Source organism: Nonomuraea terrae, assembly GCF_004348995.1.
Classification (GTDB): domain Bacteria; phylum Actinomycetota; class Actinomycetes; order Streptosporangiales; family Streptosporangiaceae; genus Nonomuraea; species Nonomuraea terrae.
Window position 1 is genome coordinate 1 of sequence record NZ_SMKQ01000210.1, and the last position, 15,885, is coordinate 15,885.

General features: G+C 73.1%; 15 protein-coding genes and 1 pseudogene. 7 read left to right on the forward strand and 9 right to left on the reverse strand.

Translation table 11 applies throughout. The features are described from left to right. Nucleotides 1-243: 243 nt before the first annotated feature. The gene (locus E1286_RS38975; RefSeq protein WP_132621000.1) at nucleotides 244-1,038 is read right to left on the reverse strand and encodes an SDR family oxidoreductase; all 795 of its coding nucleotides are present in this window, start codon (nucleotides 1,036-1,038) and stop codon (nucleotides 244-246) included. A gap of 249 nt (nucleotides 1,039-1,287) precedes the next feature. Here E1286_RS38975 and E1286_RS38980 point away from each other — a divergent pair, with 249 nt between their 5' ends. Together E1286_RS38980 and E1286_RS38985 are read left to right on the forward strand one after the other, a co-directional pair. After that, nucleotides 1,288-1,623 carry an STAS domain-containing protein gene (locus E1286_RS38980; RefSeq protein WP_132621002.1) on the forward strand — a complete coding sequence of 112 codons (336 nt, stop codon included), beginning with the start codon at nucleotides 1,288-1,290 and terminating at the stop codon, nucleotides 1,621-1,623. A gap of 31 nt (nucleotides 1,624-1,654) precedes the next feature. Next, nucleotides 1,655-2,089: a MarR family winged helix-turn-helix transcriptional regulator gene (locus E1286_RS38985; protein WP_132621004.1), complete on the forward strand. Its 435-nt coding sequence runs from the start codon at nucleotides 1,655-1,657 to the stop codon at nucleotides 2,087-2,089. Between the two features lie 18 nt (nucleotides 2,090-2,107). Here E1286_RS38985 and E1286_RS38990 read toward each other — a convergent pair whose 3' ends face one another. Beyond that, complete coding sequence (locus E1286_RS38990) at nucleotides 2,108-3,103, reverse strand: GlxA family transcriptional regulator (protein WP_132621006.1); 996 nt, start codon at nucleotides 3,101-3,103, stop codon at nucleotides 2,108-2,110. 61 nt (nucleotides 3,104-3,164) lie between these two features. Continuing rightward, on the reverse strand, nucleotides 3,165-4,019 hold the full coding sequence (locus E1286_RS38995) for an FRG domain-containing protein (RefSeq protein ID WP_165970110.1): 855 nt from the start codon (nucleotides 4,017-4,019) through the stop codon (nucleotides 3,165-3,167). A 162-nt stretch (nucleotides 4,020-4,181) separates the two neighbouring features. Here E1286_RS38995 and E1286_RS39000 point away from each other — a divergent pair, with 162 nt between their 5' ends. Genes E1286_RS39000 through E1286_RS39010 form a run of 3 tightly spaced genes read left to right on the forward strand, consistent with a single transcriptional unit; the run spans nucleotide 4,182 to nucleotide 7,354 of the window. Next, nucleotides 4,182-5,096 (forward strand): alpha/beta hydrolase, encoded by a 915-nt coding sequence (locus E1286_RS39000; RefSeq protein ID WP_132621010.1) that lies wholly within the window; start codon nucleotides 4,182-4,184, stop codon nucleotides 5,094-5,096. After that, nucleotides 5,093-6,682, forward strand: coding sequence for a flavin-containing monooxygenase (locus E1286_RS39005; RefSeq protein ID WP_281282831.1), 1,590 nt, complete (start codon nucleotides 5,093-5,095; stop codon nucleotides 6,680-6,682). The genes E1286_RS39000 and E1286_RS39005 overlap by 4 nt, the downstream gene beginning before the upstream one ends. A gap of 42 nt (nucleotides 6,683-6,724) precedes the next feature. After that, nucleotides 6,725-7,354 carry a TetR/AcrR family transcriptional regulator gene (locus E1286_RS39010; RefSeq protein WP_132621012.1) on the forward strand — a complete coding sequence of 210 codons (630 nt, stop codon included), beginning with the start codon at nucleotides 6,725-6,727 and terminating at the stop codon, nucleotides 7,352-7,354. A 4-nt stretch (nucleotides 7,355-7,358) separates the two neighbouring features. Here E1286_RS39010 and E1286_RS52250 read toward each other — a convergent pair whose 3' ends face one another. Together E1286_RS52250 and E1286_RS39015 are read right to left on the reverse strand one after the other, a co-directional pair. Further along, complete coding sequence (locus tag E1286_RS52250) at nucleotides 7,359-7,466, reverse strand: MFS transporter small subunit (RefSeq protein ID WP_425464789.1); 108 nt, start codon at nucleotides 7,464-7,466, stop codon at nucleotides 7,359-7,361. Further along, nucleotides 7,463-8,827 carry an L-lactate MFS transporter gene (locus E1286_RS39015; RefSeq protein ID WP_132621014.1) on the reverse strand — a complete coding sequence of 455 codons (1,365 nt, stop codon included), beginning with the start codon at nucleotides 8,825-8,827 and terminating at the stop codon, nucleotides 7,463-7,465. Before E1286_RS39015 ends, E1286_RS52250 begins: the two co-directional genes overlap by 4 nt. A 77-nt stretch (nucleotides 8,828-8,904) precedes the next feature. Here E1286_RS39015 and E1286_RS39020 point away from each other — a divergent pair. Next, nucleotides 8,905-9,096, forward strand: a pseudogene (locus E1286_RS39020) (carboxylesterase family protein); the annotation flags it as partial. Between the two features lie 60 nt (nucleotides 9,097-9,156). Here the strand turns inward: E1286_RS39020 and E1286_RS39025 are convergent. From E1286_RS39025 to E1286_RS39035, 3 genes are all read right to left on the reverse strand, one after another. Next, nucleotides 9,157-9,660 carry a MarR family winged helix-turn-helix transcriptional regulator gene (locus tag E1286_RS39025; RefSeq protein ID WP_132621016.1) on the reverse strand — a complete coding sequence of 168 codons (504 nt, stop codon included), beginning with the start codon at nucleotides 9,658-9,660 and terminating at the stop codon, nucleotides 9,157-9,159. A gap of 167 nt (nucleotides 9,661-9,827) precedes the next feature. Beyond that, entirely contained in the window at nucleotides 9,828-10,187 is a 360-nt protein-coding gene (locus tag E1286_RS39030) for a VOC family protein (RefSeq protein WP_246075539.1), read from the reverse strand. A 106-nt stretch (nucleotides 10,188-10,293) separates the two neighbouring features. After that, entirely contained in the window at nucleotides 10,294-12,291 is a 1,998-nt protein-coding gene (locus E1286_RS39035; RefSeq protein WP_223190837.1) for an FUSC family protein, read from the reverse strand. A 164-nt stretch (nucleotides 12,292-12,455) separates the two neighbouring features. On the opposite strand from E1286_RS39035, the gene E1286_RS39040 reads away from it, so the two are divergent. Then, nucleotides 12,456-14,354: a S41 family peptidase gene (locus E1286_RS39040; protein WP_132621020.1), complete on the forward strand. Its 1,899-nt coding sequence runs from the start codon at nucleotides 12,456-12,458 to the stop codon at nucleotides 14,352-14,354. A 37-nt stretch (nucleotides 14,355-14,391) separates the two neighbouring features. Here E1286_RS39040 and E1286_RS39045 read toward each other — a convergent pair whose 3' ends face one another. Next, nucleotides 14,392-15,744 (reverse strand): NsdA family TPR-like regulatory protein, encoded by a 1,353-nt coding sequence (locus E1286_RS39045; RefSeq protein WP_246075540.1) that lies wholly within the window; start codon nucleotides 15,742-15,744, stop codon nucleotides 14,392-14,394. Nucleotides 15,745-15,885 lie beyond the last annotated feature (141 nt).

Sequence of the window (15,885 nt, forward strand, 5' to 3'; positions counted from 1 at the left end):
GTGATGCGCTGCACCTCGCTCTCCACCGCCGACTCCCGCGAGCCCGCCGGGGCGCGTGGCGGGTCGGAGGTGGCGGGGCGGTCTTGCGCGTCGGGCGGCGGGTGGTGGGTGTCGCCGGGCCTGTCCGGCTGGGAAGGGCCGGGTGTCGGTGTCATGGGTCAGCGTCCTCGTGCCTGTGCGGATTCGCCCGGTGGCGCGGTCCCCGACCCTCTGCCCAGGCAGCTGCGCCTCAGACGCCCACCGTCACCCGATCCGCCCCAGCCGCTCCTGCTCGGCCAGGAAGTCCTCCCAGGTGCGGCGGCCCACGGCGCGGTCGGGCGCCAGGTTGGCCCCGGCCCGGTACGCGGCGGCGGCCTTGCCCGGCGTCCTGACCGGCACGACGAGACGGCGCCGGCCGGCGGCGCGCAGGTAGTCGCGCGCCAGATCCTCCATGGCGTACACGCGCGGCCCCGCGATGTCGGGCACCAGACCGGCCGGCTCACCGAGGGCGAGTTCGGCGAGCCGCTCGGCGACGTCGCCGGCGTCCACCGGCTGGAACCGCACGCCGCCCCAGGTCGTCATGACGGGCAGCTTGGCCATCATCCCCATCGTGGTGACGATCCAGTCGTGGAACTGGGTGGCCCGCAGGGTCGTCCACGGGATGCCCGACCCGGCCACGACGCGTTCGGCGGCCAGCTTGGCGGCGAAATATCCGAACATGGCGCGATCGAGGCCACTGACCACGGGGACGCGGTCGGCCCCGACGACCGAGATGTACACCAGGTGCCGCACCCCCGCCCCGGACGCCGCCCGCACCAGGTTCTCGGCCTTCTGCTCGTCGCCCTTGGCGCTGCCCGCGCAGTGCACAACGGTCTCCGCTCCGGCCACGGCGTCCTCCAGGCCGGCCCCGGTGCTGACGTCGCCGGTCACGTACGCGACGCCGTCCGCGTCGGGGCGGGACGCCCTGGTGAGCACGCGGACCTTCTGACCCGCCTCGCGCAGCAGGGGGACGAGGTGGCCGCCCAGGGTGCCCGTGCCGCCGGTGATCAGGATCGTCATGGCTCTCTCCTCAGTCGAACGTGCTCTTCACCGCCTCGACCCGCGAGGAGGTGAGAGTGTGACAGGCGCTCACCCGGAGAAGTCGCCGAGTTCCCGTACGGCCGCCGCCGGATCCCTCCGCCGACGCCCCAAGAGTCCGCCTGCGCCCCATGAGCACTTTCGCCCACGTACACTGGCCGCGCCGGTGCGACTTCCGCGATTCCTTGCACTGTGCAAAGCTGTGGGCGGGCGTTGGATGGGGAGGGTGCGATGGGCGGCACGGACCGGACCGGCTTTTCCTGGATCGTCACACGGCGTGATGACACGACCGTGCTGTGTCCCGCCGGCGACCTCGACCTGGCCAGTGTGGAGGAGTTCCGCAGCGGCCTGACGCAGGCCATGACCGACCTGACGCCGCCGCACGTCGTGGTCGACCTGCACGACGTCGGTTTCTGCGACTCCTCCGGGCTCAACGCGCTCATCTGGGCGGCCAACCGCGTCGAGGAGGCCGGCGGACGGCTGCGGCTGAGCGGCCTGCAGCCCCGGATGACCCGCCTGCTGCGGATGACGGGCCTGGACAAGCGGTTCGCCGCCTCCGACAGCTGACCACTCCCGCGGGTGCGGGAGACTGGGAATCGTGAGCTTCGACAACGGCCGACCCGCTCCCCCGGTGACCAGCACCTCCATCGTCGTGCTCACGCTGGCCCGCCGGATCGAGACCGAGCTCAACGCCGCCCTCGCCCCGCTCGACCTCACCGTCAGCCGGCTCGGCCTGCTCGGTCACATCGCGGCCGTGCCCGGGGTGTCGTTCAGCGACCTGGCCCGCATGTCGGGCATCACGGTGCAGAGCGTGCACGCGGCGGTGAAGGCGCTCGCCGCGGCGGGGCTCGTGCGCGACAACACCGCCCGCGCCGGCACGGCGTCGGCCATCGAGGTCACCGACGAGGGCGCGCGGCTGCTGGAGCGGGCGCAGGCGGCGGTGGCCGAGGTGGACGAGCGGATGTTCGGGCCGGCCGCCGACCCGATCCAGCGCCAGGTGGGCGACGCCGTACGGGCCGCCTTCACCGGCTGACCAGCGGCTCGTCCGCCTTCACCGCCTGACCGCCGCGCACGGCTCGTCCGCCGTCATCCGGCCGAATCGTTCGCGGTAGTCGGACGGGGAGACGCCCACGCGGCGGTGGAACGCGCGGCGCAGCGTCTCGGCGGTGCCGAAGCCGCAACGGCGCGCGATGACCTCGACCGGAGCGTCGCTCTCGGCCAGCACCCGCTGCGCCGCCTCGATGCGGACGCGCTCGACGTACGCGCCGGGCGGCAGCCCGAGCTCGGCGGTGAAGCGGCGCTGCAGGTGGCGCGGGCTGAGCCGGGCGTGCTCGGCGAGATCCTTGACCTCATGGCGGGCGCCAGGATCGGCGTGGATCGCCGCGACGGCGGCGCGGATCGGGTCGGTGGACGGCTGCCCCGACCACAGCGCCACGCTGAACTGCGACTGCCCGCCGGGCCTGCGCAGGAAGAGGACCAGGTTGCGGGCCACGGTGAGCGCGACGTCGCGGCCGAGGTCGTCCTCGACGAGCGCGAGGGAGAGGTCCATACCGGCGGTCACGCCGGCCGACGACCACACGCGGCCGTCCCTGACGAAGATGGGGTCGCTGTCGACCGTGACGGAGGGGTGCTCGTCCGCGAGCCGCCTGGCGTGGGCCCAGTGGGTGGTGACCCGGCGTCCGTCGGCCAGCCCCGCGGCGGCCAACAGGAACGAGCCGGTGCAGACGGAGGCGACCCGGCGAGCGCCGGCTCCCGCGGCACTGATCCAGCCGGTCAGCGCGGGGTCGTGCCGGGCGTCGAAGACGCCGACGCCGCCCGCCACGACCAGGGTGTCCACGCCGCGCGGGTCGAGGGTGCGCACACCGTGCTCGGCGTACATGGGCAGGGCGCTGTCCGCGTGCACCCGTCCGGCGGCCGGGGCCACGATCTCGCAGGTGTAGTTGCCGTTGACGTGCCAGGCGGCCTGCTGGAAGACCTCGTACGGGCCGGCCAGGTCGAGGGCCTGGAAACCGTCGTAGACCACGAAGACGATGCGGCGCGGATGCACGCCTTACAGCTTCCGGCGAGCGGCCGGGTGGCGTCAACGCCGTACAGCCCACGGATCGCGCCTATGGGCCCATCCGGCCCTCGCGTCGGCGGCGGTCGTCCTGGCCGGCCATGGACGAGCCCCCGGCGCCCTCCCCGTACACGATGCTGCCCGGCGAGTAGTAGCGGCGCAGCCAGTCCGCGAGGCCGTCGAGGCCGGGCAGCAGCACCCGTTCGGTGATGTTGGCCTGGTCGAGCCGCTGCCGCACCTCGGCCTTGACCTCGGCCGGGATCACCCACCCGGAGGCGAGCCCGGGATGCTCGGCCAGCCACTCCTCCAGCTGGTACGTCGCCGAGGAGAACGCCGACAGCACCGACGACTGGTTGACCACCCGCTCGTCCAGCGACGGCGGCTCGAAGAACACCAGGAACGGCGGCAGGCCCTCGCCCAGCCGGTCGAAGGCGCACAGGTCGGGGGCGTGCGCGGCGAGCATCTCGGTGGTGAACAGCAGCGCCCCCTCCTGCTCCAGCGACGCGCGCAGCCGCTCGGGCAGCAGCCGGTGCGCGCCGGCGCTGTCCACCGCGAGCAGCAGCGCGTCCTCCTCGGGCCAGGCCGCGGTCGCGAAGTGCAGGGCCACGAGCGGCGAGAACGTCCAGTCCAGCAGCCGCGTGGGCAGCCCGTGGTGCTGGCCGAGCGCCAGCCAGTCCCAGAGCGCCGGTCCCGGCGCCGCACGATGCGCATATTTACGAAAATTTCGGATCAGGTGGGACTCGACGGCCGCATAGTCGCCCTGCAACCGGGCCAGCCCCGACATGTGGGAGTAACCGCTCCTGGCCAGCCCCCGGAACACCAGCGTCGAATGCGCGTGCAGCGCCCCGTCGGAGCGCCCCGCCGCACCGATCGCCTCGTCCAGCTCCCGCCACGACGACACCGTCACCGCCTTCACCCTGCATCCGGTGCCCCCAGCGGTCCCGTCCACACCACGCGAGAAAATCGGACGACTATCGTCCATTGACTCACTCCGGTCCGCATCCTACGTTGAGGACACATCGGGGTGACCTACATCACCCCCTCCGCGCTCCCCCGTGAGGTGACCCCCATGTCCCTGGATGACGCGACGACGCAGTTCCTCAAGCTGATGGCCGAAGCGGGCGGCAGGCCGATGCACGAGATGAGCCCCGAGGAGGCGCGCGGCCAGTTCGGCGTCCTGCGCGACCTGTACGGCAAGGGGCCCGAGGTGGCGCGCGTCGAGGACGTCTCGATCTCGGCCGACGACGGTGGCTCGTTCCCGGCCCGCGTCCTGACGCCCGAGGGCGACCCGCGCGGCGTGATCGTCTACTACCACGGCGGCGGCTGGGTCATCGGCGCCGTCGACGAGTTCGACACCCTGGGCCGCCTGCTCGCCCACCGTACGGGCTGCACGGTCGTGCTGGTCGGCTACCGCCTCGCGCCCGAGCACCGCTACCCCACCGCAGCCCGCGACGCGTACGCGGCGCTGCTGTGGACCGCCGCCACGATGCCCGGCCTGCCGATCGTGGTGGCGGGCGACAGCGCGGGCGGCAACCTGTCGGCCGTCGTGGCCCGGCGCGCCAGGGACGAGGGCGGCCCGGCCATCGCGCTGCAGGTGCTCGTCTACCCGGTGACCGACTGCGACCTGGACAACGCCTCCTACCGCGACCCGGACAACCAGCTCATGCTCACCCGCGACACGATGGTCTGGTTCTGGGACCACTACGCGCCCGACCCGGCCGCCCGCGCGCACCCCGACGCCTCTCCCCTGCGGGCGGACGACCTGTCCGGCCTGCCGCCCGCGGTGGTGCTGACCGCCGAGCACGACGTGCTGCGCGACGAGGGCGAGGCGTACGCGGAACGGCTGCGGGAAGCTGGGGTGCCGGTCGAGTTCCAGCGCTTCGACGGCCAGATGCACGGCTTCTTCACCATGGTGAACATGCTGCCGGCGAGCGCGACGGCCCTCGAGACCGTCGCGAGGTCCGTCGAGAGGAGGCTCTCGTGAGGTTCGACGCGGTCGTCGTCGGGGCCGGGTTCTCCGGCATGTACATGCTCCACCGGCTGCGCGGCCTGGGCCTGTCCGTACGCGTCTTCGAGACCGGCGACGGCGTGGGCGGCACGTGGTACTGGAACCGCTACCCGGGCGCCCGCTGCGACGTGCAGAGCATGGAGTACTCCTACTCCTTCGACGACCGGCTGGAGCAGGAGTGGGAGTGGACCGAGCGCTTCCCCTCCCAGCCCGAGATCCTCCGGTACGCCGACCACGTGGCCGACCGCTTCGACCTGCGGCGCGACATCCAGTTCGGCACCCGCGTGACCCGCGCGGCGTACGACGAGGCGACCGGCCTGTGGCGGGTGGAGACCGACCGCGGCGACGTCGTGGCGGCCCGCTACCTCATCTCGGCGGTCGGGTGCCTGTCGGCGGCGCGCGTCCCCGCCTTCCCCGGCGCCGAGTCGTTCCGCGGCCCGAGCTTCCACACCGGGCGCTGGCCGCACGACGGCGTGGACTTCTCCGGGCTGCGGGTGGCCGTCATCGGCACCGGCTCCTCCGGGATCCAGGCCATCCCGGTCATCGCCGGGCAGGCCGAGCACGTGACGGTCTTCCAGCGCACCCCCAACTACAGCGTGCCGGCGCACAACCGGCCGATGGAGCCGGAGTACCAGGGCTGGGCGAAGGCGAACTATCCCGACCTGCGCCGGCGCATGCGCGAGTCGCACGCCGGCCTGCTGGGCGAGTTCAACTCCACGTCCGCGCTGGAGGTCTCCGACGAGGAGCGCACCCGCGAGTTCGAGACCCGCTGGGCCAAGGGCGGCATCTCCTTCCTCGGCGCGTACGGCGACATCGCGGTCAACCCGCGGGCGAACGAGCTGGCGGCCGAGTTCGTCCGGAGCAAGATCCGCGAGATCGTCGGCGACCCCGGCACCGCCGAGCTGCTCTCGCCGCGCGACCATCCGATCGGCAGCAAGCGCATCTGCGTCGACACCGGCTACTACGCCACCTACAACCGGCCGAACGTGACGCTGGTGGACGTGCGCGCCGACCCGATCGAGGAGATCACGCCGACCGGCGTGCGCACCGCCGCCGGCCGCCACGACGTCGACATGATCGTCTACGCGACCGGCTACGACGCCATGACCGGCCCGCTGCTCGGCATGGACATCACCGGCAAGGGCGGCCTGTCGCTGCGGCGCAAGTGGGAGGCGGGGCCGCGCACGTACCTGGGCCTGATGAGCGCGGGCTTCCCCAACCTGTTCACCATTACCGGCCCGGGTAGCCCGTCCGTGCTGAGCAACATGATCGTGTCGATCGAGCAGCACGTGGACTGGATCGCCGGCTGCGTCGCCTGGCTGCGCGAGCGGGACGTCGCCGCCATCGACGCCGACCCGCTGGCCGAGGACGCCTGGACCGCGCACGTGAACGAGGTCGCGCAGTTCACCCTCTACCCGCAGGCCGACTCGTGGTACCTGGGCGCGAACGTCCCGGGCAAGCCGCGGGTCTTCATGCCGTACGTCGGCGGGGTGGGGGCGTACCGGCTCAAGTGCGAGCAGGTGGCGGCCGACGGCTACGAGGGGTTCGTACTCTCGTCCTGAACGCGCGGTCCTCCGCTACGGTGCTGCCGAGGAGGTGGCACCGTGTCCCAACCCGCGACGAACACGGCCGGGCCGGGCCGGCCCCGTGACGCCGAGGTCGACCGCAAGGCGCTGCGGGCGGCGATCGAGCTCTACGCCGAGCTCGGCTGGGCCAAGTTCACGCTCGACGCGGTGGCGCGGCGGGCCGGCATCGGCAAGGCGGCGATCTACCGCCGCTGGCCCACCCGCGAGCGGCTGGTCGCCGCCGCCCTGGAGCAGGCGCTGGTGCTGCCCGTCATCGCCGTCGACACCGGCACGCTGCGGGAGGACCTGCGGGGGCTGGCCCACGCGATGATGGCCTACTACCTGGGGCCGTACGGGCTGGCGGGGTTGCGCCTGCACGTGGAGGCGCGCGCCTATCCCGAGCTGTTCGCCGAGCTGGCGGCCGGCATCCGGCGCTCGCGGGTGCTGGAAGCGCGCGCCATCATCCGCCGCGCCATCGACCGCGGCGAGCTGGGCCGGCACGCCTCTCCGACGCTCATCCTGGACACGCTGGTGGGCGGGCTGCTCAACCACGTGCTGGCCACGCCGGAGGAGCTGCGGCCGGAGATGGCGGCGCAGAGCGAGCAGTACGTCGAGGACGTCACCGCGTTCGTGCTCACCGCCGCCATCGCGATCTACCCGCCAACGTGAGGAGCTACGTGAAGAGCTGGGTGAGCTTGAGGAAGAGCTCGTAGACGCCGTACGCGAAGGGCACGCCCACCCAGGTCCACGCCAGCACCATGAGACCGGTGCGCCGGTTCATACGGTCTGTCCCTTCTCCTCCAGCGGCACCTCACGGGGCCGCTCGTGGTATTTCGCGTGCACCGGCCGCACCAGCTCGTTGGCGAGGAAGCCCACGATGAGCAGGCCGATCATGACGTACAGCGACGTGGTGTAGAGGGCGGGGCCCGAGCGGCCGGCGGCCTCCTGCGCGTCGGCGACGGCGTTGACGATCAGCGGCCCGAGCACGCCCGCCGTGGACCAGGCGGTCAGCAGCCGTCCGTGGATGGCGCCCACCTGGTAGGTGCCGAACAGGTCCTTCAGGTACGCCGGGATCGTCGCGAACCCGCCGCCGTAGAAGGACAGGATGCCGAGCGCGCTGAGGATGAACAGCGGCTTGGAGGTGTCCCCGGCCAGGGCGATGACCAGGTAGAGCAGCGCGCCGACGCCCAGGTAGACGCGGTACATGTTCTTGCGGCCGATCAGGTCCGAGGTCGAGGACCAGACGAAGCGCCCGGCCATGTTGGCCAGCGACAGCAGCGCCACGAAACCGGCCGCCGCGCTCGCCGCGACGGCGACCGTCGTGCCGGCGAAGAAGTCGGTGATCATCGGCGCGGCCTTCTCCAGGATGCCGATGCCGGCCGTGACGTTGCAGCACAGCACCACCCACAGGCAGTAGAACTGCGGGGTGCGGATGGCGTTGCGCGCCGAGACGTCGGCCGTGGTGATCAGCGCGCGGGCCTTGACCGCCGACGGTTGCCAGCCCTTCGGCCTCCAGCCCTCGGGCGGGACCCGGACGAGCAGCACGCCCACCGACATGAACACCGCGTAGACCACGCCGTGCACGAGGAACGTGGCGGCGATCCCGTTCGTGGTCGGGCCGAACCCGGAGAGCATCTGCGCCGACCATGGCGAGGCGATGAGTGCCCCGCCGCCGAACCCCATGATCGCGATGCCGGTCGCCATGCCCGGCCGGTCGGGGAACCACTTGATCAGTGTGGAGACCGGCGAGATGTAGCCGATGCCGAGCCCGATCCCGCCGACGAATCCGTAGCCGAGCACGACCAGCCAGTACTGCTGGGTGAGCACGCCCAGCGCCGACAGCAGGAAGCCGGAGGAGAAGCACGCCATCGAGACGAACATGGCCCAGCGGGGCCCGTTGCGCTCCACCAGCGTGCCGCCGAAGGCGGCCGACAGGCCCAGCATCACGATGCCGAGCTGGAACGGCAGCGCGCTCTGGGTACCCGAGAGCCCCAGCGCCTGTTCGAGCGGGGGTTTGAAGACGCTCCACGCGTACGCCTGACCGATCGCCAGGTGGACGGAGAGGGCCGCGGGCGGCACGAGCCAGCGGCTCCAGCCGGACGGCGCGACGGTACGGGAACGGCTGAGGAATCCTTCTGCCACGGGTCATTGGGTAACACATACGGTATGCCGTATTTCGCAACCGTCCGACGTTTACGGCGAGCGGTCAGATCTGGTCGATGAACGGTCTCGGCGTAGCGTGGGCGGTGGGAGGCGATCACTTGGAATCCGTGGGTCCCCAGGTCCGCATCACGTCAGGCGCCGCACGGGGCCGCGTCGTGGGCGGCGTGGCCGTCTTCCGGGGCATCCCGTCCGCCCGTCCGCCGGTCGGCGAGCTGCGCTTCGCCGCGCCCGTGCGGCCGAAGTCATGGGACGGCGTTCGCTGCCCGCTCGAACGCGACCCCGCCGGTGGCCCGCCTGGTGGCGCGTGCTCAGGCGAGGGTGCTGCCGAGGCGGCCTTCCAGCATCAGCAACAGCTCGCCCAGCAGGTCGGCGAGCTGCCGCTCCCGGTCGTCGGGGAGGCCGGCCAGCAGCGCGGTCTCGTACTCCAGCTGCTCGGGCATCAGGCGCATGATGAACTCTCGGCCCCGCTCGGTGAGCGACAGGTGGGCCACCCGCCGGTCGCGGTCGTCGACCCTCCGCGTGACCAGGCCGATCTCCTCCAGGCGCTTGACCCGCTTGGTCACCGCCGCCCCCGAGGCGAACGTCTCACGGGCGAGCCTGCCGGGAGTCAGCTCACCGCCGACCCGGAGCAGCGCGCACAGCAGGTCGTACTCGGCGCGGTTGATGCCCGCGCGGCCGAGCGGGGCATCGGCGGCCTGCTGCAACAGGGCGACACACCGGTTGAGCCGGCCGATGACGGCGATCGTGTCGAGGTCGGCCTCGGGAAGGACCTTGCGCCACTGGCGCAGCGCGACCGCGACGGCGTCCTCCACGTGTCCGATCCTTCCGTCCGTGCCGGGAAATCTGGTGGCTCCGATCGTACGCGCCACCCAGCCCGCCTCCACCCGCCCCGAAGCGTGGCACGCACCTGACAGGGAGTCTTCGCTCGCGCGCCCGACCGCACCTCACGCAGCGGCCACACGTTGTGGAGACGGGGCGCTCAACGGAGCTCACCGGTGACGATCCACAGGTGGCCGAACGGGTCACGTAGGCGACCCGAGCGTTTGCCGTAGGGCCGGTTCTCGATCGGCACCACCACATCGGCGCCGTGAGCGATCATGCGTTCACCCACCGCGTCCGGATCGTCGACCTCGATTTCGAGGAGCACCGCCGAGCCGCCGAGGTCACCTGGGGAGAGCCAGCCCCACGACGACACGGCCGGCGAGACCTGGAAGGACGAACCACCGACGCGGTGATCAACGACCGAGGGTCGCCCGTCGTCGCCCGGCGGAGCGCGGAACACCTGCTCGGCGCCCAGGGCGTCCTGATAGAACGCCGACGCCTGGTCCGGGTCGGGCACGATGAGACGAGGAGAGATACGGCTGATTGTCGTCATGCGCCCATCATGCGGTCGGCCGGCGGCAAGGTCTTGAACGTTTGGGAACGTCACCTGGCTGACGCACGCTTCACGACGGAGACGCCACGCCGCAGCTCGACCGAGCGTGGGCACAGGCTCGGGGGCGGGTCAGGGGCGGACGGCGGGTGGTCGTCAGTTCGGCGAGTCGGCGGTGGCCGGTGCGTTCGGCCGCGGCGATGCGCTCCTGGGGCAGTTCCGTGCTCCACCACTCCCCCGCCGCGGTGTCAGCGGCCTCACGAAGCTCCACCAGCGAGGCGCGGAGCCGGTCGCAGGCGGCCCGCCGCTCGGCGTCGGACGCGAACCGTCCAGCAGCCGACGTGGCCGTCGCGGTCACGTACCCCGTGGACGGCGCGGGAGCCGACGCGAGCGGCGCGGGAGGGGTGAGGTCGGCGACGAGGCGTTCGAGCCTGTCGAGTGCGTCGTGTACGCGCCGGGCGGCCCCGCGGTCGGGGAGCAGCGCGCACACCAGCAACCCCGCGGCCGCTCCGAGGCAGGTGTCCAGCCAACGGTCCGCCACCATCTCCCGCACCGGCTCGACCCCGGCGAACTCGCTCATCAGCATGGCCATCGGCGCGATGAACGCGCTGCCCAGCCAGTAGTTACGGGTGACGGCCGCCTCCGTGACGAACTGGAGCACGAGCACGGTGACGATGAGCGCGAGCGCCCCCAGCCGGCTCACCGGCACCAGCAAGGTGAACAGGGCCACGCCGAGCAGGTTGCCGACGGTGCGCTGGAGCGCGCGGCTCCACGACAGCGTGGTGTTGGCCGCGAACACCGCCGCCGCCGTCACCACGGCCCAGTACGGACGCCCGACCCCGAGCCCCATCGACAGCCAGCCCGCGGCCGCCGATCCGGCGGTCACGGTCGCGATGGTCCGCGCCCCACGCCTCATCCCGGAGACCGCGGAACGCGTCGTTCGCGCCACGCCCGCGGCGGCCCTCGTCGCTCGGGCCCCGAGGGCCCGCGTCCCCCTCCAGACCCGCGGACCCCGGCGCAGTGGCACCGCGGGCGTCTCTTCCGCCGCGACGCCATCGCGTGCCCGCCGCCCGGCGTCGGTGTGACGCGGCGTACGCACGGCGGTGGCGGGTCGCGGGGAAGGGTGTTCGGCGGCCATGCCGGCCAGCTCGGCCTGCTCGGTCGCGGCCGTCAGCGCGTCGCCGGGCGGCGGCTCGGGGAGGGGACGCCCCTTGCGCAGGTCGTACGCCCACGTCGTGAACGTGTCGGCGTCGACGGCGAGCGCCGGCGACCCGGCGGCGGCCGACTCGGCGCGGACGAGGACGCGCCGGAGCCCGCCCCGGGGAGCGCCGGCGCGCGGGAGCGTCTGCCAGGCCGCGTTCACGGCGGCCGCCGCGTCATGCCGAGCCCGCAGCAGGGCGTCCTGCGGCGGCCCGCCACTACGGCCACCCCCGGAGACACCGCTCTGGTCCCGCCCGCCGCGCTCGCCGTCCTTTCTGCCGGAATCGGCGGCGGCGGACCTCGCGCCGGCGCGGAGGAGGTGGGCGGTGGCTTCCAGGGCGCGGGCCACGGCGACGCGTTCGGGGCCGTCCGGGCGGACGAGCCAAGGGGACATGCCGACCAGCCAGGCCACCGCGCCGGCCGCCAGGCCGATCCCGACGTGCAGCGGGACGTCGGCGAGCCGCTGCTCGGGCACGAACACGGCACCGGCCGTGATGAACGTGAGCACGACGTTTCCCGGTGGCCCGATCCTGGTGGCGTCGCAGGCCGCCTTGTGCAGCCCGGCCAGCAGGGCCGCCACCAGGACCCGTACGGCGACCGAGTCGGTGAGCGCCGCGGTGACGAGCCCGACGGCCACGCTGCCGATCATCCCGGCCACCACCCCGGCCAGCGCCCGGGCCCGCGCGGCGTACGGCAGGCCGTGCGCGTACAGGGCGCACATGCCGCCGCCGGCGGCGTACAGGACGAGGTCGGGGCGGTCCAGCGCGTACAGGGTGAACATCGCGAGCGCGAGCGCCACCACCGCGCTGACGGCGTGCTTGTGCCAGATGTCGCCGAGCGGCCTCAGGCGCAGGGCCGACCGGACGGGCATACGGACACGGGGCCTGACCAGGCGAAAGGAGAGAAAACTCATTGCCGACAAGCTTATCAGGTGTTTTACTCGTAAAATAACTGCGTTCCCATGGCGGCGGCTCCCGCGCCGTGAGACCGTGCCGGTATCGCGCCGCGGAGGCGACGACCGGGAGGGGTGCCGACATGACCGAACCGGCTGGTGGGGTGGCCAAACAGGAGCTCCAGGACTTCCTGCGCACGGCCGACACGCTCACGCTCGACGACAGGAGACTCCTCGTCCGGCAGGCGCTGGTCCTCATCGAGCAGAACTACGTGCACCGGCCGCTGAAGGAGGCCATGCACGCGGTCAACCCGGTGCAGCGCCTGCGGCTGCTCGCCCAGCGGCTCGACCGGCAGACCCCCGAGACCATGGGCCCCGAGTGGCGCTTCCACGCCGAGCTGTCGGAGATCTTCCACTCCGTACGCGACCTGCACACCAACTACCTGCTGCCCGAGCCGTACGCGAGCAAGGTCGCCTACCTGCCGTACCTGGTCGAGGAGTACTACACCGGCGACGAGCGCCACTACGTGGTGACGATGACCGTCGAGGGGTTCGAGGCGCCGGGGTTCGGGCCCGGCGTGGAGGTCACCCACTGGAACGGGGTGCCGATCGACCGGGCGGTGGAGGCGAACGCGGCGAGGTTCGCTGGCGGCAACCCGGCGGCCCGGCACGCGCGGGGCCTGGAGTCGCTGACCATCCGGCCGCTGATCATGCACGTCCCGCCGGACGAGGCGTGGGTCGTCCTCACGTACGTCGACGCGGACGGCATCGTCCGCGAGCTGCGCGAGCGGTGGCGCGTCACCGACAACCTGCCGTCCTTCGTGGACGCCGACCGGCTCACCGCCGCCGCCGTCGCCCAGGGCCTCGACCTCGGTACCGACGAGATCGGCCGGGCCGTCAGGAAGCTGTACGTCCCCCAGGTCGCCACCGCCCACGAGACCGTGCACGGCGCCCGGCTCACGGCCGAGCCCGCCGAACCGGGCGACGAGCCGCCGACGACCATGCCGTCGATCTTCCGGGCCAGGAGCATCGTCACCCCGTCGGGCACGTTCGGGCACATCCGCGTGTTCAGCTTCAACGTCAACGACCCGGGCGAGTTCGTCGTCGAGTTCGTCCGCCTGGCCCGGCTGCTGCCGCAGAACGGGCTCGTCCTCGACGTACGCGGCAACGGCGGCGGCCACATCCACGCCGCCGAGTTCCTGCTGCAGACGCTCACCCCGCACCCGATCACGCCGGAGCCCGCGCAGTTCGTGACGACGCCGCTGAACGTGCGCCTGTGCGGCCGGCACGAGGAGAACCCGTCCGGCGCGGTCGACCTCGGCCCGTGGTGCCCGTCGATGAACCAGGCCCTGGAGACCGGCGCCGTCTACTCCGGCGGCTTCCCGATCACCCCGGTGGAGGGGGCCAACGCGATCGGCCAGCAGTACTTCGGCCCCGTCGTGCTGATCACGGACGCCCGCTGCTACTCGGCGACCGACATCTTCGCGGCCGGTTTCCAGGACCACGGGATCGGCGACGTCCTCGGTGCCGACGACAACACCGGCGCGGGCGGCGCGAACGTGTGGACGCACGCGCTGCTCAAGCTGCTCATGGAGCAGCCTTCGCCGGAGGAGGACAGCCCTTACCTGCCGCTTCCCGGACAGGCGAACATGCGGGTGTCGATCCGGCGGACGCTGCGCGTGCACGACCTGGCCGGCACACCGGTCGAGGACCTCGGGGTGCTGCCCTCGCACCGCCACCGGATGACCCGCCGCGACGTCCTGGAGGACAACGCCGACCTGCTGGCCCGCGCGGCGGAGCTGCTGGCGGCGCGTCCCGTGCGCCGGCTGGACGTGCAGGTGGGCGCGGACGAGCTGACCCTCACGACGCACCTGGTGGACCGGGCCGACGTCTACGTGGACGGCCGGCCCCGCGCGTCGGCGGACGTGACGGCGGAGGTCGTGACGGTGCCCGTGACGGGGGTGGGGTCGGCCCGGGTGATCCGCGTGGCGGGCTTCCAGGACGGCGAGCTGGTCGCGGCCCGCACCGTCATGCCGGTGTAAGACGGGCGCACTTCGAACGCCGCCCCGGGTGGCGGGCTCACACCAGGCGGGTGCGGCAGGCCGCGGCGAGCACGCGGTCGGCCTCGGCCACCGGCGGGCTCGCGCGCTGCGGCTGCCAGCCGGCGCGCAGGCGGCGCAGTTCGTCGCGTACCCGGGCCGAGGCGATCAGCCGTACGTCGTCGCCCAGCCCCAACGCGGTGGCGGCGGCCCGGTCGAGGTCGCCCGCGCGCAGGTGAGCTTGTGCGGCCCGCAGGCCGATCAGCGTGCGGGTGCGCAGCTCGACGGGGCGCCGGGCGTTCATGGACGCCTCGAAGTGGCGGGCGGCGGTGGCGTGGTCGCCGAGCCGGGTGAGCGTGAGCCCGATCTGGTGCTCCAGCGACTCGCGCCGGTAGTTGCCCGTCCATTCGCTCTCGGGCGGGGAGTCGGCGCGTTCGAGCTGCGTCTCCGTGTTGCGCAGCAGGGTGAGCGCGTCCCGGCGGGTGCCGGTGGCGGCGTGCGCCTCGGCGCGCATGCCGGTGATCCAGGCCAGCGTGCGCCGGGGGCCGTGCCGGCCGAGCGCTGAGGCGGCGGCCTCGGCCAGCGCCAGCGCCTCGCCGTCGTGGCCCAGCTCGGCGGCCTGCACGGCCATGCTGCGTAACGCCGTCGCGCGCAGGACGAGGTCGCCCGCCTCGTCGGCGAGCCGTACGGTGCTGACGTAGTACCGCTGGGCCAGGGCGTTGGCCCCGGCGTCCATGGCCATGTACGCCGCCAGGTAGGCGAGCTCGGCCGCGGCCGTGAACAGGTCCGGCCTGGCGCGGCCGGTCGCCTCGCGCAGCAGCGGCGTGACCTCGCGCGACAGGTACGCGGCGACGGCGGAGCGGGCGTGGCCGCCGCCGTACTGGTCGTCGAGGTCGGCGAAGCTCGCGGTGACGGCGCGGACGCGGGCCACGTCGCCCGCCCCGGCACGGGCCGGGACGCGGCGGTGCCGCCCGGCGCGCGCGGACAGGCTCGACAACACCGCCAGCGTGAACGTGCCCGCGGTCAGCACGGTACGCCGGTTGAGCAGGTCGTCCTCCCCCAGCGTGGCCAGCCGGGCCACCGGGTCGCCGCGCCACGGGTCGTCGGGCGGCGGCGCGTGCGCCGGGTCCGGCCAGCCGAGATGCACCGGGGTGAGGCCGGGGCGGCCCAGACGGCGGCGGAACGCCTCGACCGCGGCGTGCACCGCCTCGGGGCGGGGCACCGTACCGCTCAGCCAGTGCCCCACCGCCGAACGGTCGTAGTGCGTCGGGTGCCCGCTCTCCGCGGCCACGGCGTTGACGTGCCGCGCGGTGGCGGCGTGCGTCCAGCCGGCCTGCTCGATCATCGCGGCGAGCGCCCGGTTGGCGACGGGGCGGGTACGCCGTGGCGGCATGGCATCTTCACATCGCTTCACATCGTCGTGCTCTCGACCATGCGGCGTACACGAGAGACCGTCAAGGTGCGGACTGCGATACGGTGGCCCGCCCCGGCGCGGGCGCGGGCCGAAAAGGAGCCCCCATGCCCCATGCCCCAC